We start from the raw sequence: 18,002 nt of genomic DNA, 5'->3' as shown, positions 1-18,002 counted from the left end.
AAGCTGGCGCGCCGGGTGTGGACGCGGCCCGACGCGATGTTGTCGCGCACTGAAAGCCCACCGAACAGTGCCAGGTTCTGGAAGGTGCGCGCGACGCCGAGCCGTGCCAGACGGCTTGCCGACACCCGGGAGAAGGACTGGCCATCGATCGCGATCTTGCCCTGATCGGCGTGATAGAGGCCGCTGATGATGTTGATCAGCGAGGATTTGCCGGCGCCATTGGGACCGATCACCGCGCGGATCTCGCGGCTTTTGACCTCGAGGTCGACATCCCGCAATGCCATGACGCCACCAAAAGAAATGCTGATCCCGCCCAGCGCCAGAATCGCATCAGCCTTTGGCGACAGGCGCGCCGGGCGCGTGTCCTCGACGGGACCAGCACCAGCAAGAATCCCGGAGATTTCGGGCGCGCGCTCGTATGCGGCGGCTCCCAGCGAAGCACCAATCATGAAACGTCCCTGATTTTGAAGGCGTGCGGGCGGCGGCCTGAAGGCCGCGCCTGTCCTATTCCGCGGCGACGAGCTCCCTGTCGCGCGCCGCTTCCAGTTCGCGCACCAGAGGGATGACGCGCTTGCCGAAGAACTCCACCTCTTCCTGGAAATGCAGGAAACCGAGCAGGATCAGATCCGCGCCGGCATCCTTCAGCTTGAGGATGCGTTCGGCAATCTGTTCCGGCGTGCCGATGAGATTGCTGCGGAAGCCGTCATTGTATTGGACAAGATCCTCGAAAGAGGATTTCGCCCAGTTACCCTCGCCTTCCGGCGAGGCCTTGCCGGCATTCTTGACCTGATCGGCGAAACCCTGCACCGCCTCCGGATTGGCCTTGGCGATGATCTCGTCGAGCACGGTGCGCGCTTCTGCCTCGGTTTCGCGAGCGATGGCAAAGGCGTTGACGCCGATCTTGACCTTGTGGCCATTGGCCTTCGCCTTGGTCTTGATGTCGTCAACCTGCTTCTTGATCTCTTCCGGCGTGTTGCCGTTGGTGAAATACCAGTCGGAAACCCGCGCAGCCATGTCGCGCGCCGCGCGTGATGAGCCGCCCTGGAAGATCTCCGGCTGCGGATCGATCGGCTTCGGCTTCATCGAGTAGTTGGTAAAGCGATAGAAGTCGCCCTTCAGAGTGAAATTGTCCTCGGTCCAGATGCCGCGCAGCGCACGGATGAATTCCTCCGAGCGGCGATAGCGCTCGTCATGGTCGAGCCACAGCTCGCCGATGGCGGCGAACTCACCGCGGAACCAGCCGCTCACGACATTGACGGCGACACGGCCATTGGTCAGGTGATTGATGGTGGCTATCTGCTTGGCCGCCAGCGCTGGATTCCATGGGCCGGGCAGGATCGCCGCGATGACTTTCAGCGTTGTGGTGGCAGCGAGCAAGGCATGGCTGAACGAGACGGATTCGTGCTGGTTGTCGGCGCCATAGCCGGCCGTGAAGCGTATTTGGCTCAGCGCGTAGTCGAAGCCGTTGGCCTCGGCGATCTGGGCGAGCTTGCGGTTATAATCGATGTCCCAGCCTGTCCGCTGCTCGATGTTGGAGATGACAAGGCCGCCCGAAACGTTCGGGACCCAGTAGGCGAACTTCACGTTGTCGGAATTCGAGGTCATTTCGTTTCGTTTCCCCTTTTTGATTGGCTTCAACCGACGCGCGTGGCGACGGCAGCATTTGCATGACTGGAATTAAGCAAGGAAATCGCTTCGGTAGCGGCCCGTGAGATGCGCTCGATAATCGCCGCGCCGACGATCTTGGCATCGACGAAATCGTCGGGCGCGCCGTAGACGCCGGTCGGGACGGTGACGGCCCCGAAAAAACCGAACAATGGCCGGAGCTGATGTTCGAGAACCAGGCCATGGTATGGACTTCCGCCGGTTGCCGCGAGAAGCACGGTCTTGCCCGTCAGTGCACGATGATCGACGAGGTCGAACAGGTGCTTGAGAGCGCCGGTGTAGGACGCCCGATAGACCGGCGTTCCGACCACGAGCAGGTCGGCCTTCTCGACACGCTGGATGATCGCTTCGCCAGACGCGCCGAGCGCACGACGAGACAGCCCGGCGAAAATCGAAGGCGCCGCCTCGGTGATTTCGATCACGCCGGTGTCTGCCGGGACGCGCAAGGCGACTGCCTTGACCAGCGCGTTGACCACCGCGGTAGTGCGCGATGGTGTGCTTACGCCGCCGGATATTCCGAGAACCGATAGCCTTGCCAACTCGTCAATCTCCCGGACCCTGCATGCGCATCGGGTCATTTCCAAACCGGGGCAGACGATATTCGACAAAATCTATAGAGATAAGGAACTACGTTCCGATTTTTCGGCCTCGCGGAGAAAAATGCCGTTCTGCTAATGGACGTAGCAATGTCCGTATAGCGAGCAGACCGAAGCTCAGGCCATCAATACGGCTTCGCATTCATCCATCACCATTTTCAAACGCGCCTAAGCCTTGGGCAATTAGGTTCGTTGCCATGACCAGTGAAACGATCGCGCCGGAATTGAAAACGACGACCCACCATTTACCGCCGGTCAGGAAGCCGTAGCCGTCGGCGACGGCTAGCCCCCAATCGGCGGAAGGCGGCTGGATGCCGAGGCCCAGAAAACTCAGCGTCGCGATCGAAAAGAACGCGTAGCCCAGCCGAGTGACGAACTCGATGAGGATGGTCTCCCTGATGTTGGGCAATATCTCCAGGAACATGATGGCGAGCGCGCCTTCGCCGCCAAGCCGGGCGGCGCTGACATAGTCGCGCTGCTTCTGCTCGCGCACGGCGGCGCGGACGGTGCGCGCCACCAGCGGCGCATAGGCGATGCCGATCACCAGGACGACCGTCAGGTTCGACGGCCCGATCGCCACCAGCGTCATGGTGACGAGAACGATGAATGGAAACGCCATCAGTGTATCGAGCAACCGCGCGCCGATGGCATCGGTGAGGCCATCGAAATAGCCGAGCACCAGGCCGATGATGCTGCCGGCGGCAACGCCGACCAGCGTCGCCAGCGGCGCAACCAGCAGGATATCGCGCGATCCGACGATAATGCGGGACAGCACGTCGCGGCCGAGCTGATCGGTCCCGAACCAGTGCGAGGCATCGGGCGGCGTCAGCATCGCCAGAAAATCCTCGGCATAGGGATCATACGGAACGAAAAGATTGCCTGCTACCGCGCATACGACCCAGAACAGTAGCAGCAGCGTTCCGATCACGACCGATGGGGGCAGTCCGGAGAAGGCACTGCCGATCCTGCGCACCGCCGGAAAACCGGCCACGGCGCGCCGTGATGCGGGAAACTCCGTCAGATCCGTCATGGCGAGGTCCGACGGCGTTGCCGCGGATCGAGCAAGGCCAGCACGAAGTCGCCCGCCGCCGCCGAAAGAACAAAGATTGCCGCCATCACCAGCACCCCCGCTTCAAGCATCGGGAAATCTCGCGCCTTGGCCGCGTTCAGAACCAGATTGCCAAGTCCCTGGATGCCGAACAGCGCTTCGATCACAACCAGCCCGCCAAGCATGTATCCGGTCTGCGTCGCCAGCACCGCGATGGTCGGGGTCAGCGCATTGCGCAGCACGTGCCGAAGGATGATCTCGCGCCGCTCAAGCCCTTTCAGGACGGCGGTGCGTGTGTAGTCGGCGGCCATCGCCTCGATCACGCCGGCCCGCGTCATCCGGGCGATGTAGCCGGCAAGATTGAGCACCAGCGGCAGCGCCGGCAGGATCAGATAATAGCCTTGCGTCCAGAAGCCCGCGCCATCCGGCGCAACGCCTGAGATCGGGAACCAGTTCAGCCACAGGCCGAAAACGATGAGCAGCATCAGGCCGGACACAAAATCCGGCACGATGCCGAAGGAGACGCCCGCCATCACGATCAGCCGGTCGATGAGGCGGCCGGCGTTGAGACCGGCGATGACACCGCCGCCAACCCCGAGCGGAATGAGAAAGACCAAAATAATGCCGGCAAGGGATGCGGAGCGCTTCAGGCTCTCCTGCACGAACGGGGCCACCGGCGCGCGCATCGAAAGCGAGGTGCCGAAATCGCCTGACACCGCCTTGCTGAACCAGAGCCAATACTGGACGAGAACTGGCTGGTCGGCGCCCAGCCGCTTGTTCAGCTCCGCCACCGCCTGCGCGTCGGCAAACGGCCCGAGCATCACGCGGCCGACATCGCCGGGCAAAACCTGCCCGGCGAAGAAAACCAGGACACTGACAAGCCACAGCGTGAGGACAAGAGTGCCCACACGCGCTGACAGAATGCGGCCGGTCAGCATGTCGCGATCATGCCTGGACGAAGGAAACGCGATCGAGCAGCAGATGCGAGATTGCGGTGAAGCGCACGCCCTCGACCTTCGAGCTGACAATCCGGCTGTATTGCGAGAAGTAGCTGATGATCGCCGGCGTCTCGTCAAGCAAAAGCGTCTGGATCTTGCCGGCAGCAAGGCGCTGGGCATTGAGGTCACGCGCCTTCGAGTAGTCGAGCAGCAGCGCATCATAGCCGGGGTTGTTGAAATGCGCCGCGTTCCAGGCTCCCGTACTCTTCAGCGTGGCGTTGAGGAAGATGTCGGGCGTGCCGCGATGGCCGTAGTCGGTGATGCCGAGAACCGAATCCAGCCAAGGCGAGCTGCCGAAGGTCGCCGAGCCGTAATAGGCGTCCTGCGGCAGGACATTGAGCTTGACATCGATGCCGATCTTTTTGGCGAAGTTCTGGATGATCACCGCATAGTCGGGAATGTCATAGGCGCGTTCGGTGGTCAGCGTCACCTCGAAGCCGTTCGGCACGCCAGCCTCGCCAAGCAGCCGCTTGGCTTCCGTGATATCGTGCTTGCGCTGCGGCACCGACGGATCGGCCGAAGGGAAGATCGGCGCGAACGGGGTGTCGTTGCCGACGATGGCGCGGCCCTTCAGCAGCCCCTTGACCACCGCCTCGCGGTCGATGGTGAGTGCCAGCGCGCGGCGGATGCGCTTGTCGGTGAACGGCGCCTGGTCGGTTCTGAGATGCACCTGGTCATGCGAGCTTGCCTGCACGCTGAGCAGCTTGAAGTTGGGGTTGCCCTCGATCGCCAGTTCCAACCGCGTCGTGCTGGGGATGACGTCGAGCTGGCCGGCCTGCAGCGCCAGCACCTGCGCCTGCTCGTCGTCGAAGAACTTGATCTCGATGCGGTCGGGCAGTGCCTTCTCGCCCCAGTAATCCGGATTGCGCACGAAGCTGGCGCCTTGCTTGGGACGGAAGGATTCGAGCTTGAACGGGCCGGTGCCGTTGAAAGTCTTCTCGAAATCGCCGGCATAGTCGGCCGGCAGGATGACGGCATTATAGACGTCGGAGGAGACATAGAAGGGAAAGTTGCTGTTGGGACCGTCGAGATCGAAGGCGACTGTCTGCTCGTCGACCAGTTTGGCGCCACCCTTGGACAGAATGCCCTTGTAGGCTGAGAGCGCCGACGAGCCGCTGGCGGGATCGACCAGCCGCTCGAAGCTCGCCACCACGTCCCTGGCGGTGACCGCGCGGCCATCGTGGAATTTCACCCCTTGCCGCAATTTGAAGGTCCAGCGGCTGGCTGTCTCGTCGGCCTCCCAGGACAAAGCGAGCTTCGGCTGGAGACCGTCCTTCGGATCGTCGAGGATCAGATATTCGCCGACCTGGCTGATCACCCCGATGCTGGCCGGATCGGTCACCGAAACCGGATCGATCGCCTTGGTCGGCTGACCGAGCCCGACACGAACCGTGCCGCCGGCGGCGGCCGCGGCGCGTGCGGCTCCGAACCCCTGCGAGGCGGCAAAGCCTGTCAGGCCGAGCAGTGCGGCGTATTTCAGGAGATCGCGGCGCTTGAGAAAGCCGCCCTGATATTCGTCGACGGCGACATTCCAGGTGTCCCCCGACAGGCTGCGAAGTGCGTCGATATCCCTGCGTTTGGTCATGTTAAACCCTGCTTTGAAATGAAAATTGAAAATCTATGCGACGGGTTCGCCGTCGAGATGGATGCGGTCAACGGCCTGCGGATAGAAGGCGATGAGGCCTTTGATCTTCGGCATTTCGACGATTGGATCCCGGTAGCTCCAGGCGATGTCCGGGCGCACCGTTCCGTCGCTCAGCACCCCCGACCAGTAGGAGGCAATGCCCTTGTAGGGACATCGCGTCGTTGTAACGGACGCCGTCAGCCGCTCCAGCCGGATGTCTTCCGCCGGCAGATAGAAACGCGTCGGCAGATGCGTCTCGAACAAAAGCACCGGGCGGTGACTGTCGGCGATCGGCTCGCCGTCGAACCAGACCTGCACATGGCTCGTGCTTTGCAGCACATCAATGCGCGCATAAGGGTCTCGCGCATGGACGAAGACCTCTTCGTCCTCCTCGAACCATTGGTCGACGGCCTTCCAGGTGAAGGCGATCCGCCCGGCCAGGGACGCCAGCGCTTCGTCCGGCGGCGAGATGAACGCCCACGCCGCGTTGGCACTGCGCCTGTCGCCGCTGTCGATATCCCAATAGGCCGTCTCGCCACCGACTGGATGCGGTTCGCGATGCAGCGAGGGCTTCAGCACCGACGGATCTACCGCTGACGCCGGGAAGAAATAGATCGGCAGGAAATGGTTGGAGCGCAGCACCAGCACGTTGCGGCTGTCGGCGATGGTGCGGCCGCCGAATTTGACGCGCACACGCTTGGGACTGTGCAGGACATTGACGAGCTGCGGCGCGGTGGCTTCGCGAGGCTGCAATCTTGGCGCGACGGTCATGATCGTTCTCCCGGTCAGGACACGGCGCGTGCGTTGTCGCGCTGCTCGGCGAAGCGGTTTGCCGGCCGCGCCAGACCGAAGCGGTCGCGCAGCGTTCCCGGCGCGTATTCGGTCGGGAACACGCCGCGGCGCTGCAGCTCCGGCACCACCTGCTCGGCGAAATTCACCCAGTCCTCGGGCAGCAGCGGGAACATCAGGTTGAAGCCGTCGGCGGCGCCTGAAACGAACCAGTCCTGCAACTGGTCGGCGATCTGTTTGGGCGTGCCGGCGACGGTCGGCACCGAACCGCTGTTCGCGAGCTTGCGGGCGATGTCGCGTAGGCTGAGATTCTGCTTCGACCATTCCTTGACCCGGTTGAGCGATGTCCGTCCGCCATTGAAGGTGCTCTCGTCCGGCAGCGGCGGCAGCGGCCCGTCTGGCGGATAGACGGAGAGATCGATGCCGCTCCAGCTGGACAGAAGGTCGATGCCGACCTGATCGGGCAGCAGGGTTTGGAGGTATTCCTGCTTTTCGCGGCCTTCCGCCTCGGAAGCGGCGACAATCGGCAGGATGCCCGGCAGGATCTTGAAGCTCTCCGGCCGCCTGCCGTGGCGGGCAAGCCGCTCGTTGATATCCTGGCGATATTTGATTCCATCCTCCTTGGTGCTGTAGACGGCGAAGTGGGCATCGGCCTGGGCGGCGGCGAAGTTCTTGCCGTCCTCGGACGAGCCGGCCTGGACGATCAGCGGGTGGCCCTGCGGCGGCCGCGAGACGTTGAGCGGCCCGCGCACCTTGAAGTGCTTGCCCTTGTGATCGATGGGGTGGACCTTGTCGGGATCGGCGAAATAGCCCGTCTCCTTGTCGATCAGCAGCGCCTCGTCTTCCCAGCTGTCCCAAAGCGCCTTGACGATATCGAGGAATTCGGCCGCGCGCTCATAGCGGAACGCATGTTCGATGTTGCCGTCGCGGCCGAAATTGCGCGCCTCCTCGTCCATGGCCGATGTGACGACGTTCCACGACGCCCTGCCCTTGCTGATATGGTCGAGCGAGGCGAACATGCGCGCAACATTGTAGGGCTCGCTGTACGAACTCGACGCCGTGGTGATCAGGCCGATGTGTTTGGTCACGCCGGCCAGTGCCGACAGCAGCGTCAACGGCTCAAGGCGGGCATTGGCGTAGTGGGCGACACCGCTCTTGACCGAATCCCAGATCGAAACGTGGTCGGCGACGAAGATGGTGTCGATCCTGGCCCGCTCGGCCGCCTGCACGAGATCACGGTAGAACTCGAAGTCCAGCACCTCCCGGGCCGGCGCCCGCGGATGGCGCCACGACATCCGATGATCGCCCTGCGGGTTGAAGAAAAATGCGCTGAGGATCATGTGGTCTCGAGCCATGCCAGTCTCCTTCCAGATCTGCCCTGGAGCCAAATCTGCTCCGGAGATTGTCGCGCTGCTTCGGCAAGCGGCGACAATCGCTCTTGAGCCATGAAAGTTAGATTGCGCTCCGGCTTAATTCTAGTAATTTTATAGAGATAAAGCATTGCAAAAGTGGAAGCGATTGCCCTCGATCGCGACGCTGGAAGAAAGTGGTTTCAAGCTCCCAATGTCCTCCTCGGTTCTGAACGTCGACCAGCTTTCCATCGCCTATGACGGGCGCAATGGATCGCATCCCGCCGTCAGTGGCGTCTCCCTGCGCGTAGGCGAAGGCGAAGCACTCGGCCTTGTCGGCGAGTCCGGATCGGGGAAAAGCTCGGTGGCGCTCGCCATCCTGCGCTATCTGCCGAAGAATGCCCGCATCGCGGCGTCAGCGCTGGAGTTCCAGGGCCGCGAAATCCGCGACCTCTCCGCCGAGCAGTTGCGCCAACTCAGGGGAAATCACATCGCCGCCGTCTACCAGCACCCGGGCGCGGCCCTCAACCCAAGCATGACGATCGGTCGCCAGATCACCGAGACGATCATGCGGCATCGCCCGGTGCGCCGTGACGAGGCGCGCGAGCGGGCTTGCGAACTGCTCGGGCGCGTTCGGGTGAGCCATCCGGAACGGGTGCTGGGGCTCTATCCACACGAACTCTCCGGCGGCATGCAGCAGCGCGCCAACATCGCCATCGCGATTGCGCTCGACCCGTCGCTGCTGGTGCTGGACGAGCCGACGACGGCGCTCGACGCCAGCGTCCAGTCCGAGATCATCGCCATCCTCTCCGGCCTGCGCAGGGACCACAAGACCAGCATTCTGCTGATCAGCCACGACATCAACATGATCCGCCGCTCCTGCGACCGGGTGGCGGTGATGCAGTCGGGAACCGTGGTCGAAAGCGGCGCCGCCGGCGATATCTTCGACAACCCCTCTCACGCCTATACGAAGGCGCTGATCGCCTCGATCCCGGCGCTCAACTACACGAAGCGGAATGGAAGACTGGCGGAGACGGACGGCCTGCCATCGCACTCAGCGGTCCAGAATGAAGATGCCGGCGAGCGCAAAGAACGCCGAATCGCGATCGCCTGCAAAGGCATCAGCCATGCCTTCGGCAGCCAACCGGTGCTCAGCAATGTCGATCTCGATATCGGCCACGGCGAGACCTTCGGGCTGATCGGCGAGTCCGGTTCCGGCAAGTCGACCCTGGCAAGGATCGTCACCGGCCTACAGATGCCAGACGCCGGATCGGTCGAACTGTTCGGCAGGACGGTCGCACCGCGCGTCGAGAAGAGAAGTCTTGGCGAACGCCGCGATGTGCAGATGGTTTTCCAGTCGCCGGATCGCACGCTAAACCCGCGTAAGCGGATCGGCAGGATCCTCGGCCGCCCGCTGCGCCGGCTCGCCGGCCTGCGCAGCAGTGAGATAAAGGCCCGCGTCAGCGATTTGCGGCAATCGGTTCGCCTTGCCGGCGCCACAGCCGAGCAGAAGTCGCGATCACTATCCGGCGGCCAGCGGCAACGGGCGGCCATCGCACGGGCCTTCGCCGGCGTGCCGAAGGTCGTCGTGCTCGACGAACCCACTTCGGCGCTCGACGTTTCCGTCCAGGCAACCGTTCTCAACCTGCTCAACGACCTGCAGCGCGACAAGGACACGACCTATCTGTTCATCAGCCACGATCTCAGGGTCGTGCGCTACATGGCCGACAGGATCGGCGTGCTGTACCGCGGCCGCCTGGTCGAAACCGGCTCATCCGACCAGATTTTTCACGGACCCAATCATCCCTATACGAAACTGCTGCTGGCGGCGTCTTCAGACGATGCAGCGCCGAAGATCATCTCTCAGGCCGACATCGCGGCGGGCCCGAGCCAGGGATGCGCCTTCGCCGGCCGTTGCTCGCTCGCTGTTGCCGATTGCTGGAAAGCCGAACCGCCCCTCAGCCAAGCTGGCGACGAGCACCTGATCGCATGTTGGCGGCTCGACCAAGGTTCATGAAGGACGGATCATCATTCTGAAGATCCGTCGCGCTCGCGAGGAAGGCGCGATGGAGCTGATCCCCGTCGCAAAGTACCAAGAGACCGGGAGCTGCGGCCGTTCGAGGCGCGGATAGCAGGAAGCTTGGCGATCAAGCATCCACCGTAGTCACAGGCAAGCTCGCATGGTATTTCGTCTGAGGCTCGCTCCTTACAAGCCAATGTCTACAAGTTTGATAGACATTTGCTAAGAAGCCGGTCATACTGCCCGCTTCAAGTGCCTGACTTTTCGCCGTCCATGTTCGCAGGATCAGGAGATGACGATGACGCAGACATTTCTGGAAGCCGTTCCGGGCTGTATCAGGATCGTGATCGGCGCCCTTTTCCCGCCCATGGAGCGTTCACGTTATGCGCCCGACCAGGCGCAGGCGGACGACGCATCTGACTCCGAGGCGAAATTTCGCCGCTCAGGACGGGATGAAGCCTTCTATTGGGGCATCGGCACTTGCGGCTATTGGGTAGGCGCCCGTCGCATCCGGCCATAGACCAATCATCGAAATGCGGGGGTTACCTGGCAGCATTGGCTGGCTGCCGCGATCCAGGAGGAGACCGATGACCACACGCCTTTTACCCGCACTGCATGAGGGCCATGCTCCGATTCATTTGCACGGAGCCTTCGACGATGCCTTGGAAGCTTACCAAACCTGGATTCCGGGAACGGACGAGCCGCACGTGGAATTTGAGGACCAGATGGTGCCGATCAGTTCGGTCTTCGGCCGCATGCGGACCTGCACCGATATTCTTCCTTGGCGCATCGAGGGCGATGTCCTAGAGGTTGTCGGCAATGCACTGGTTTTCGGCGGCGAAAAGGCGATCACTTACGCCGATGCCGCTCTGGTCCTTCGCGCTTTGTGCGTGAAGCGGCTCCGGAGCGGCGACGTCGGCAACTAACAGGCGACGCTGCATAGGTTCCCGTCAAAGCCGGAGGAGCCGGGCACAAGGCAGCTCGGCTCCGTATCATTCAGCCGGTATGCGTCGCGATCTGCCCTGATAGCCTCTATTTGCTCAGTCGGTCATGCGCGGCGATGGCCATAGCTCTGCATGGTGCGGATAGACTGGTGCTGCGAGAGAGGATTGAACTCTCGACCTCTCCCTTACCAAGGGAGTGCTCTACCACTGAGCTACCGCAGCCGCCGATGGCGGGGCTTCTGCCATATCGAACCGGCAAGCGCAAGGCCAAGACAAAGACGGGTTGAAAGGCCGCACCGGGCGATCGTTGCGGACATGGCCGTGCCACAATGTTGGCTATCCCTTGATACGCACCGGCGGGTCGCCGGCCGGGGGCAGAACGATGAACGGCAAGACAGTTTCTCCGAACAAGGATGGATCACCGAAGAAGGATGGTTCAGCGAAAAAGGCCGGAACGGGCCGCAAGGACCGGCTGGCCGAGCAGTTGCGCGCCAACCTGCAGAAGCGCAAGGCGCAATCGCGCTCACGAAGAGCCGGCGACGCCGACAAGCGGCGCGCTGGCGAGGCCGACGAGCTGCCGGAGGGGCTGCAGGCGGCGATGAAAAAAGATTAACGCGAATCGGCTATGTTGGTCGCCGGTACTTTGGCCAAGTCGGCGTGGGCCAAAGTGGGGAGTAGCCTGTTTCTTGAACCAAGCCGGCCAATGGTCTAGATGGCCGCAACAGACTCAACCGATTTAAACCGGCCTTGGCGCCGAGGGGACGCTCTTCATGGATCGCATCAGAATTGTCGGCGGCAACAAGCTTGCCGGAAGCATTCCGATCTCGGGCGCGAAAAACGCTGCGCTGCCGCTGATGATCGCCGCGCTTTTGACCGATGACACGCTGACGCTGGAAAACGTGCCGCATCTGGCCGATGTCGAGCAGCTGATCCGCATCCTCGGCAATCACGGCGTCGACTATTCGGTCAATGGCCGCCGCGAAAAGCAGCAGGAAGGCTATTCGCGCACCATCACTTTCTCCGCCCGCAACATCGTCGACACGACGGCGCCTTACGAGCTGGTGTCGAAGATGCGGGCCTCGTTCTGGGTGATCGGCCCGCTGCTGGCCCGCATGGGCGAGGCCAAGGTGTCGCTGCCCGGCGGCTGCGCCATCGGCACACGGCCGGTTGACCTCTTCCTCGAAGGTCTGCAGGCGCTGGGCGCCGATATCGACGTCGACACCGGCTACGTCATCGCCAAAGCCAGGAACGGCCGGCTTGTCGGCAACCGTTATGTGTTCCCGAAAGTCTCGGTCGGCGCCACCCATGTGCTGATGATGGCGGCCTCGCTGGCCAAGGGCGAGACGGTGCTCGAAAATGCCGCCCGCGAGCCGGAGATCGTCAACCTCGCCGAATGCCTCAACGCCATGGGCGCGAAGATCTCCGGCGCCGGCACGGCGACCATCACCATCGACGGCGTCGAGGCGCTGTCGGGTGCCCGCGTCAGGGTGATCCCCGACCGTATCGAGACCGGCACCTATGCAATGGCGGTGGCGATGACCGGCGGCGACGTCGTGCTGGAAGGCGCGCGGCCCGACCTGTTGCAGACGGCGCTCGACATCATTTCGCAGACCGGCGCCGAGATCACGCAGACTAATTCCGGCATCCGCGTCAGGCGCAACGGCGCCGGCATTTCGCCGGTCGACGTGACGACGGCGCCCTTCCCGGCTTTCCCGACCGATCTACAGGCGCAGTTTATGGGCCTGATGACGATGGCCAAGGGCAAGTCGCGCATCACCGAGACGATCTTCGAAAACCGCTTCATGCACGTCCAGGAACTCGCCCGGCTCGGCGCCCACATCACCCTGTCCGGCCAGACGGCGATCGTCGACGGCGTAGCGAAGCTGAAGGGCGCGCCGGTCATGGCGACCGATCTTCGGGCCTCGGTGTCGCTGGTCATCGCCGGCCTTGCGGCCGAAGGCGAAACCACGGTCAACCGCGTCTACCATCTCGACCGCGGCTTCGAGCGGCTGGAGGAAAAGCTGTCCGGCTGCGGCGCGGAAATCGAGCGCATTTCGGGGTAATGATAGCAGGCTCAGGTCGGCGCTGCCCCTCACCTGCCTGCCGGCATCTTCTCGCCGTATAGGGACGGAGAGCAGGACCGCCTCGCAAAGGATTTCGCCAATCTCCAGCGTTGCGGAGAGGGTGCCGAGGTTGCGGCCAGCCCCTACACCCGTCCCTATACGGGAGAAGGTCCCGGCAGGGGGATGAGGGGCGGCGCCGACCGGAGCGATTGCCTGGCCAAGACTTCCGGCGCGGTTGCACGAGCCGGAAAGACCGCCTAACAGAAGGTCGAATAATCAACTCGCAGGTGCGAATTCCGCATGAATGGCCTCAAGCTTGTCGCGCTCGACGATCAGGATCTGAGCATCATCTCGGCGCATGTCCAGGATGCCGTCATGAAGGTCGGCGATCTCGAATACCTGCCTTCTGTAAAGCGCTTCGTGCTGACCATGAACCGCTTCGTGTGGGAGGCGAAATCCGGCTTCTTGCGCCAGCACAATGAGCGGCGGCAGGCCGTGCTGCATTTCGACCGGGTGCTCGGCGCCAAGACCAGCGGCATTACCCGCGACAAGCCCGACGAAGTGCTGTCGCTGCTGGCGATCAGCTTTCTCGCGCTCGACAAACCGGCCGGCATCGTCGAGCTGATCTTTTCGGGCGGCGGCGCGATCATGCTCGATGTCGAATGCATCGAGGCGCGGCTTGCCGATGTCGGCGGCGCCTGGGAAGCGACGTCGCGCCCGGTCCACAGGGTCTGATGTAATGGCTATCACGCTTCGCCAGTCCGACGCCGATTTCGAGCAGCGCTTTGCCGCGTTCCTGCTGACCAAGCGGGAAGTCTCGGCCGATGTCGACGCCGTGGTGCGCGAGATCATCGCCAAGGTGCGCGCCGAGGGCGACGCGGCGCTGGTCGGGTACACGCAGAAATTCGGCGGCGGCGACCTGGCCAGGCTCGGCATCGCCGTCTCCAGGGACGACATTGCCAAGGCTTACGAGGCCGCCGATCCGCAGACGGTCGAGGCGCTGAAATTCGCGCGGGAGCGCATCCGCTCCCACCACCAGCGGCAGCTGCCGCAGGACGACCGCTACACCGATGCCGCCGGCGTCGAGCTCGGATCGCGCTGGACTGCAATCGAGGCCGTCGGGCTCTACGTGCCGGGCGGCACGGCGAGCTATCCGAGTTCGGTGCTGATGAACGCGGTGCCGGCCAAGGTCGCCGGCGTCGAGCGCATCGCCATGGTGGTACCGGCCTCTGGCGGCGAGGTGCCGCCGCTGGTGCTGGTGGCAGCCGACCTTGCCGGTGTCTCCGAAATCTACCGCGTTGGTGGCGCCCAGGCGATCGCGGCCCTTGCCTATGGTACCGAAACGATAAAGCCCGTCGCCAAGATCGTCGGCCCTGGCAATGCCTATGTCGCGGCGGCCAAGCGCCAGGTGTTCGGCACGGTCGGCATCGACATGATCGCCGGGCCGTCGGAAGTGCTGGTTGTCGCCGACGGCAGCAACGATCCGGACTGGATCGCCGCCGACCTCCTCGCCCAGGCCGAACACGATGTGTCGGCGCAGTCGATCTTGATCACCGACGACCGTGCCTTTGGCGCAGCGGTCGAACAGGCGGTGGAGCGGCAGTTGCAGAACCTGCCGCGCGGAGAAACGGCGGCGGCGAGCTGGCGCGATTTCGGCGCCGTCATCCTGGTGCCGACGATCGAGGCAGCACTGCCGCTGGTCGACCGCATCGCGGCCGAACATGTCGAGCTTGCCATCGACGACCCAGAGGCGTTCCTGGCGCGGATGCGCAATGCGGGTGCGGTGTTTCTCGGCCGTCATACGCCGGAAGCCATCGGCGACTATGTCGCCGGCTCCAATCACGTGCTGCCGACGGCGCGCTCGGCGCGCTTTTCGTCCGGGCTTTCGGTGCTCGATTTCGTCAAGCGCACCTCGATCCTGAAGCTCGGGCCGGAGCAGTTGCGGGCACTGGCGCCGGCGGCGATGACGCTCGCCAAGGCGGAAGGCCTCGATGCACATGGACGCTCCGTCGCCATCCGGCTGAACATGTAGAAATGTCCGACTACGACCAAACCCGCGCCAGGCTGATCGATGTCGAGCTCGACGAGACGATCGGCCGCTCGACGCCCGATGTCGAGCATGAGCGGGCGGTGGCGATCTTCGACCTGATCGAGGAGAACCGCTTCCAGCCGGTCAATGACGACGGCGCCGGGCCGTACCGGCTAAAACTGTCGCTGGCCGAGTCCCGGCTGGTGTTCGCGGTGGCGCGCGAGGACGGCGCAGCCGTGGTCACCCACATCCTGTCGCTGACGCCGCTTCGGCGCATCGTCAAGGACTACTACATGATCTGCGAAAGCTATTACGATGCCATCCGCACCGCGACGCCAAGCCATATCGAGGCGATAGACATGGGCCGGCGCGGCCTGCACAATGAAGGCTCGCAGAGGCTGATGGACCGGCTTGCCGGCAAGATCGAGATTGACTTCGACACGGCGCGCCGGCTGTTCACGCTGGTTTGCGTGCTGCACTGGCGAGGCTGAAACTGGCCGCCCCGCTGCCCCGCCAGATCCTGCCCCGCTCGATCCTGTTTGTCTGCGGCATGAACGCCGTGCGCTCGCCGATGGCCGAATTGCTGGCGCGCAAGGTGCTCCCGCCTACCACCTTCGTCGCCTCGGCGGGAGTGCGCGGCGGCGAACGCGATCCGTTCGTCGATGCCGTGCTGGCCGAAGAAGGGCTGTCGTTGGGCGAACGGCACCCGAGAACGATGGATGACCTCGAGGACGATTATTTCGACCTGATCGTCACGCTGGCGCCGGAAGCCCACCACATCGCGCTCGAACTCACCCGCTCGCTGGCCGTCGAGGTCGAATATTGGCCGATGCCCGACCCGACCGGCGTCAGCGGCACGCGCGATCAGATCATGGCCGCCTACCGCGACGTGCGCGAGCGGCTGAAGGGGCGGATCGGCCGCCGTTTCCTCGGCAACGGGGCTGAAAACGCCGCGGATTAAGCATGTTCACAAGCGGGCGTTTATCATATAGGTTCCGCGCAACTTTCCGGCCGGGGCGCTGGAAGTACCCATCCAAGCAAAGGTATCGAATGCCGAAGGAAGAAGTCCTCGAGTTTCCGGGTGTCGTGACGGAACTGCTGCCCAACGCGATGTTCAGGGTCAAGCTCGAAAACGAACATGAAATCATCGCCCATACGGCCGGCCGCATGCGCAAGAACCGCATCCGCGTTTTGACCGGCGACAAGGTCCTGGTCGAGATGACGCCCTACGACCTGACCAAGGGCCGCATCACCTACCGCTTCAAGTAAGTTCAAGGACCCGGCCGGGATCGCGATGGGCATTTTGCAGAAGCTCGTGCTTGCCTCGGGTTCGCCACGCCGGATCGAGCTGCTGCAGCAGGCCGGCATCGAGCCGGACCGTGTGCTGCCGGCTGATGTCGACGAGACGCCGCTGCGCGCCGAACACCCGCGCTCGCTGGCCAAGCGCCTGGCGACGCAGAAGGCCGAGAAAGCGCTGGCCTCGCTGAAAACCGAGACGGACTACGCGCCGAGCTTCGTGCTGGCGGCCGACACGGTGGTTGCCGTCGGGCGACGCATCCTGCCCAAGGCCGAGACGCTCGACGACGCCGCCAACTGCCTTGGGCTTTTGTCCGGCCGTTCGCACCGCGTCTATTCCGGCATCTGCCTGATCACACCTGGCGGCAAGCAACGCTTGCGGCTGGTCGAGACCAGGGTGCGCTTCAAGCGGCTGCCGCGCGAGGAGATCGAGGCCTACATCGCGTCGGGAGAATGGCGCGGCAAGGCCGGCGGCTATGGCGTCCAGGGGCTTGCCGGCGCCTTCGTCGTCAAGCTTGTCGGCTCCTACACCAACGTCGTCGGCCTGCCACTCTACGAGACGGTAGCGCTTTTGAGCGGCGAAGGGTTTAAGGTGCACGCCAACTGGCTGTCGGGTGCGCGGATATGAGCCCGGACGACAAGGTCACGCCGTTGCGGCCCAAGCGGCCCTGCCCCGAATGCGGCAAGCCATCGGCGCGCGAAACCTACCCGTTCTGCTCGACGCGCTGCAAGGACATCGACCTCAACCGTTGGCTGAAGGGGGTCTACGTCATCCCGGGCCGCGACGATGAGGATGAGAACGACGACCAGAAATAGCACCGTCCACCTGCGGTTTTCCACAGGCTTGGGACTGTTTCGCAGCCGCGATCGTGACCGATGATCGGCCTTGCGGACTGCCTGTCGTTTTCCCGCCTGAAATCAATGTCCAGAACTTGTTCCATCCGGGCACTGTCGGACCGAACAGGTTCTGGCGTTTTGTCTGAGCATGATCTTTTCCGAAAACCGGATTCCACTTTTCGGGATCATGCTCTAAGCGCTGGACAGGCCGGATTCCCGTGCTATAACCCACGCGCTTTCAAGGGGTGCCGACGGCGCTTTCATGAACCCGGTGTGCAGATTGCCGCCCACCGGAGCAGGCCCAGATAGCTCAGTTGGTAGAGCAGCGGACTGAAAATCCGCGTGTCGGTGGTTCGAATCCGCCTCTGGGCACCACTCCTTCTTCATATAAAATCAATGCCTTGCGGTGTCGCCAACTTGGCGACTTACGTCATTTCATGTCGCGCCGTGTTGCTTGCTCAGCGCTGGCGAACCGCCTCTCGAAGCCATCGGCAATATCCTGCGTCGTTATGGTTCGAGATGCGTGGGCACTGTTTACGAGAGGCTTACAGGCCGGCAGGTGCGGCATGGGGCGAAACCGGAGTTCATACGCAGGCATTACAGGAATTCGCGTCCCGCAATCGGGAGGGAGATACTTGAACGTCAAGACGTCTGGAAATTTCGGCGCGAACCTGCGTTGCGTTGCCGGAATCCCCAATCTACGAAAGTACCTCGCGATGTCTGGATGCTTGCGACCGTCCTGGC

The 18,002-nt window shown here is 63.3% G+C and carries 20 protein-coding genes and 2 tRNA genes; 13 read left to right on the top strand and 9 right to left on the bottom strand.

The window, feature by feature from the left end:
* The 8 genes from NKH41_RS31085 to NKH41_RS31050 form a co-directional block, all read right to left on the bottom strand.
* On the bottom strand, positions 1 to 449 hold a 449-nt coding region (locus NKH41_RS31085; RefSeq protein ID WP_352935445.1), incomplete at its 3' end, for an ATP-binding cassette domain-containing protein.
* Between the two features lie 55 nt (positions 450 to 504).
* Complete coding sequence (gene sfnG / locus NKH41_RS31080) at positions 505 to 1,605, bottom strand: dimethylsulfone monooxygenase SfnG (protein ID WP_023722893.1); 1,101 nt, start codon at positions 1,603 to 1,605, stop codon at positions 505 to 507.
* Positions 1,606 to 1,634: 29 nt separating this feature from the next.
* Entirely contained in the window at positions 1,635 to 2,204 is a 570-nt protein-coding gene (gene msuE, locus NKH41_RS31075; protein ID WP_352772567.1) for an FMN reductase, read from the bottom strand.
* A gap of 199 nt (positions 2,205 to 2,403) precedes the next feature.
* A complete protein-coding gene (locus tag NKH41_RS31070) occupies positions 2,404 to 3,291 on the bottom strand; it encodes an ABC transporter permease (RefSeq protein ID WP_352774736.1) in 888 nt (295 codons plus the stop codon).
* A complete protein-coding gene (locus NKH41_RS31065; RefSeq protein WP_352685312.1) occupies positions 3,288 to 4,247 on the bottom strand; it encodes an ABC transporter permease in 960 nt (319 codons plus the stop codon). The genes NKH41_RS31070 and NKH41_RS31065 overlap by 4 nt, the downstream gene beginning before the upstream one ends.
* Before the next feature lie 7 nt (positions 4,248 to 4,254).
* Positions 4,255 to 5,892 carry an ABC transporter substrate-binding protein gene (locus NKH41_RS31060; RefSeq protein ID WP_352772574.1) on the bottom strand — a complete coding sequence of 546 codons (1,638 nt, stop codon included), beginning with the start codon at positions 5,890 to 5,892 and terminating at the stop codon, positions 4,255 to 4,257.
* Positions 5,893 to 5,925: 33 nt separating this feature from the next.
* Positions 5,926 to 6,702, bottom strand: coding sequence for a DUF427 domain-containing protein (locus NKH41_RS31055; RefSeq protein ID WP_352772576.1), 777 nt, complete (start codon positions 6,700 to 6,702; stop codon positions 5,926 to 5,928).
* Positions 6,703 to 6,716: 14 nt separating this feature from the next.
* Positions 6,717 to 8,075 carry an LLM class flavin-dependent oxidoreductase gene (locus tag NKH41_RS31050; RefSeq protein ID WP_352772578.1) on the bottom strand — a complete coding sequence of 453 codons (1,359 nt, stop codon included), beginning with the start codon at positions 8,073 to 8,075 and terminating at the stop codon, positions 6,717 to 6,719.
* A gap of 208 nt (positions 8,076 to 8,283) precedes the next feature.
* Here NKH41_RS31050 and NKH41_RS31045 point away from each other — a divergent pair, with 208 nt between their 5' ends.
* From NKH41_RS31045 to NKH41_RS31035, 3 genes are all read left to right on the top strand, one after another.
* Positions 8,284 to 10,086 (top strand): dipeptide ABC transporter ATP-binding protein, encoded by a 1,803-nt coding sequence (locus NKH41_RS31045; RefSeq protein ID WP_352935440.1) that lies wholly within the window; start codon positions 8,284 to 8,286, stop codon positions 10,084 to 10,086.
* A 301-nt stretch (positions 10,087 to 10,387) separates the two neighbouring features.
* Positions 10,388 to 10,609 carry a hypothetical protein gene (locus tag NKH41_RS31040; protein ID WP_352470156.1) on the top strand — a complete coding sequence of 74 codons (222 nt, stop codon included), beginning with the start codon at positions 10,388 to 10,390 and terminating at the stop codon, positions 10,607 to 10,609.
* Positions 10,610 to 10,676: 67 nt separating this feature from the next.
* Positions 10,677 to 11,015, top strand: coding sequence for a BRA0787 family protein (locus NKH41_RS31035; protein ID WP_352613946.1), 339 nt, complete (start codon positions 10,677 to 10,679; stop codon positions 11,013 to 11,015).
* A gap of 165 nt (positions 11,016 to 11,180) precedes the next feature.
* Here NKH41_RS31035 and NKH41_RS31030 read toward each other — a convergent pair.
* Positions 11,181 to 11,255: transfer RNA gene (locus NKH41_RS31030), tRNA-Thr, on the bottom strand.
* A 160-nt stretch (positions 11,256 to 11,415) separates the two neighbouring features.
* On the opposite strand from NKH41_RS31030, the gene NKH41_RS31025 reads away from it, so the two are divergent.
* The 10 genes from NKH41_RS31025 to NKH41_RS30980 all read left to right on the top strand — a co-directional run bounded on the left by NKH41_RS31025 (position 11,416) and on the right by NKH41_RS30980 (position 17,633).
* A complete protein-coding gene (locus NKH41_RS31025) occupies positions 11,416 to 11,646 on the top strand; it encodes a hypothetical protein (RefSeq protein WP_352772584.1) in 231 nt (76 codons plus the stop codon).
* 157 nt (positions 11,647 to 11,803) lie between these two features.
* Positions 11,804 to 13,096, top strand: a complete 1,293-nt coding sequence (gene murA, locus NKH41_RS31020; protein ID WP_352453416.1) for a UDP-N-acetylglucosamine 1-carboxyvinyltransferase — start codon at positions 11,804 to 11,806, stop codon at positions 13,094 to 13,096.
* A 300-nt stretch (positions 13,097 to 13,396) separates the two neighbouring features.
* Positions 13,397 to 13,831 carry a DUF2948 family protein gene (locus NKH41_RS31015; protein WP_352772587.1) on the top strand — a complete coding sequence of 145 codons (435 nt, stop codon included), beginning with the start codon at positions 13,397 to 13,399 and terminating at the stop codon, positions 13,829 to 13,831.
* A gap of 4 nt (positions 13,832 to 13,835) precedes the next feature.
* Entirely contained in the window at positions 13,836 to 15,128 is a 1,293-nt protein-coding gene (gene hisD, locus NKH41_RS31010) for a histidinol dehydrogenase (RefSeq protein WP_352772589.1), read from the top strand.
* 2 nt (positions 15,129 to 15,130) lie between these two features.
* Entirely contained in the window at positions 15,131 to 15,616 is a 486-nt protein-coding gene (locus tag NKH41_RS31005) for a UPF0262 family protein (RefSeq protein ID WP_352613943.1), read from the top strand.
* Complete coding sequence (locus NKH41_RS31000) at positions 15,604 to 16,086, top strand: arsenate-mycothiol transferase ArsC (RefSeq protein ID WP_502895753.1); 483 nt, start codon at positions 15,604 to 15,606, stop codon at positions 16,084 to 16,086. The genes NKH41_RS31005 and NKH41_RS31000 overlap by 13 nt, the downstream gene beginning before the upstream one ends.
* Before the next feature lie 89 nt (positions 16,087 to 16,175).
* Positions 16,176 to 16,394, top strand: coding sequence for a translation initiation factor IF-1 (infA, locus tag NKH41_RS30995; RefSeq protein ID WP_006200926.1), 219 nt, complete (start codon positions 16,176 to 16,178; stop codon positions 16,392 to 16,394).
* 25 nt (positions 16,395 to 16,419) lie between these two features.
* Positions 16,420 to 17,049: a Maf-like protein gene (locus NKH41_RS30990; protein WP_352470150.1), complete on the top strand. Its 630-nt coding sequence runs from the start codon at positions 16,420 to 16,422 to the stop codon at positions 17,047 to 17,049.
* Positions 17,046 to 17,237 carry a DNA gyrase inhibitor YacG gene (gene yacG, locus NKH41_RS30985; protein WP_023677402.1) on the top strand — a complete coding sequence of 64 codons (192 nt, stop codon included), beginning with the start codon at positions 17,046 to 17,048 and terminating at the stop codon, positions 17,235 to 17,237. Before NKH41_RS30990 ends, yacG begins: the two co-directional genes overlap by 4 nt.
* Before the next feature lie 320 nt (positions 17,238 to 17,557).
* Positions 17,558 to 17,633: transfer RNA gene (locus tag NKH41_RS30980), tRNA-Phe, on the top strand.
* Positions 17,634 to 18,002: the final 369 nt, after the last annotated feature.

The sequence above is a fragment of the Mesorhizobium sp. M1169 genome (genome assembly GCF_040318345.1).
GTDB lineage: Bacteria > Pseudomonadota > Alphaproteobacteria > Rhizobiales > Rhizobiaceae > Mesorhizobium.
The sequence above is the reverse complement of the archived record's forward strand: the minus strand, read 5'-3'. Positions and strand labels throughout refer to the sequence as shown.

Excerpts from the sequence above, each read along its gene's own strand:
- NKH41_RS31070 (WP_352774736.1), bottom strand. The coding sequence starts at position 3,291 with ATGACGGATCTGACGGAGTTTCCCGCATCACGGCGCGCCGTGGCCGGT.
- NKH41_RS31050 (WP_352772578.1), bottom strand. The coding sequence starts at position 8,075 with ATGGCTCGAGACCACATGATCCTCAGCGCATTTTTCTTCAACCCGCAG.
- NKH41_RS31015 (WP_352772587.1), top strand. The coding sequence starts at position 13,397 with ATGAATGGCCTCAAGCTTGTCGCGCTCGACGATCAGGATCTGAGCATC.
- NKH41_RS31055 (WP_352772576.1), bottom strand. The coding sequence starts at position 6,702 with ATGACCGTCGCGCCAAGATTGCAGCCTCGCGAAGCCACCGCGCCGCAG.
- murA (WP_352453416.1), top strand. The coding sequence starts at position 11,804 with ATGGATCGCATCAGAATTGTCGGCGGCAACAAGCTTGCCGGAAGCATT.
- sfnG (WP_023722893.1), bottom strand. The coding sequence starts at position 1,605 with ATGACCTCGAATTCCGACAACGTGAAGTTCGCCTACTGGGTCCCGAAC.
- yacG (WP_023677402.1), top strand. The coding sequence starts at position 17,046 with ATGAGCCCGGACGACAAGGTCACGCCGTTGCGGCCCAAGCGGCCCTGC.
- NKH41_RS30990 (WP_352470150.1), top strand. The coding sequence starts at position 16,420 with ATGGGCATTTTGCAGAAGCTCGTGCTTGCCTCGGGTTCGCCACGCCGG.
- infA (WP_006200926.1), top strand. The coding sequence starts at position 16,176 with ATGCCGAAGGAAGAAGTCCTCGAGTTTCCGGGTGTCGTGACGGAACTG.
- NKH41_RS31035 (WP_352613946.1), top strand. The coding sequence starts at position 10,677 with ATGACCACACGCCTTTTACCCGCACTGCATGAGGGCCATGCTCCGATT.
- NKH41_RS31005 (WP_352613943.1), top strand. The coding sequence starts at position 15,131 with ATGTCCGACTACGACCAAACCCGCGCCAGGCTGATCGATGTCGAGCTC.
- NKH41_RS31065 (WP_352685312.1), bottom strand. The coding sequence starts at position 4,247 with ATGCTGACCGGCCGCATTCTGTCAGCGCGTGTGGGCACTCTTGTCCTC.
- NKH41_RS31025 (WP_352772584.1), top strand. The coding sequence starts at position 11,416 with ATGAACGGCAAGACAGTTTCTCCGAACAAGGATGGATCACCGAAGAAG.
- NKH41_RS31060 (WP_352772574.1), bottom strand. The coding sequence starts at position 5,892 with ATGACCAAACGCAGGGATATCGACGCACTTCGCAGCCTGTCGGGGGAC.
- NKH41_RS31045 (WP_352935440.1), top strand. The coding sequence starts at position 8,284 with ATGTCCTCCTCGGTTCTGAACGTCGACCAGCTTTCCATCGCCTATGAC.
- NKH41_RS31040 (WP_352470156.1), top strand. The coding sequence starts at position 10,388 with ATGACGCAGACATTTCTGGAAGCCGTTCCGGGCTGTATCAGGATCGTG.
- hisD (WP_352772589.1), top strand. The coding sequence starts at position 13,836 with ATGGCTATCACGCTTCGCCAGTCCGACGCCGATTTCGAGCAGCGCTTT.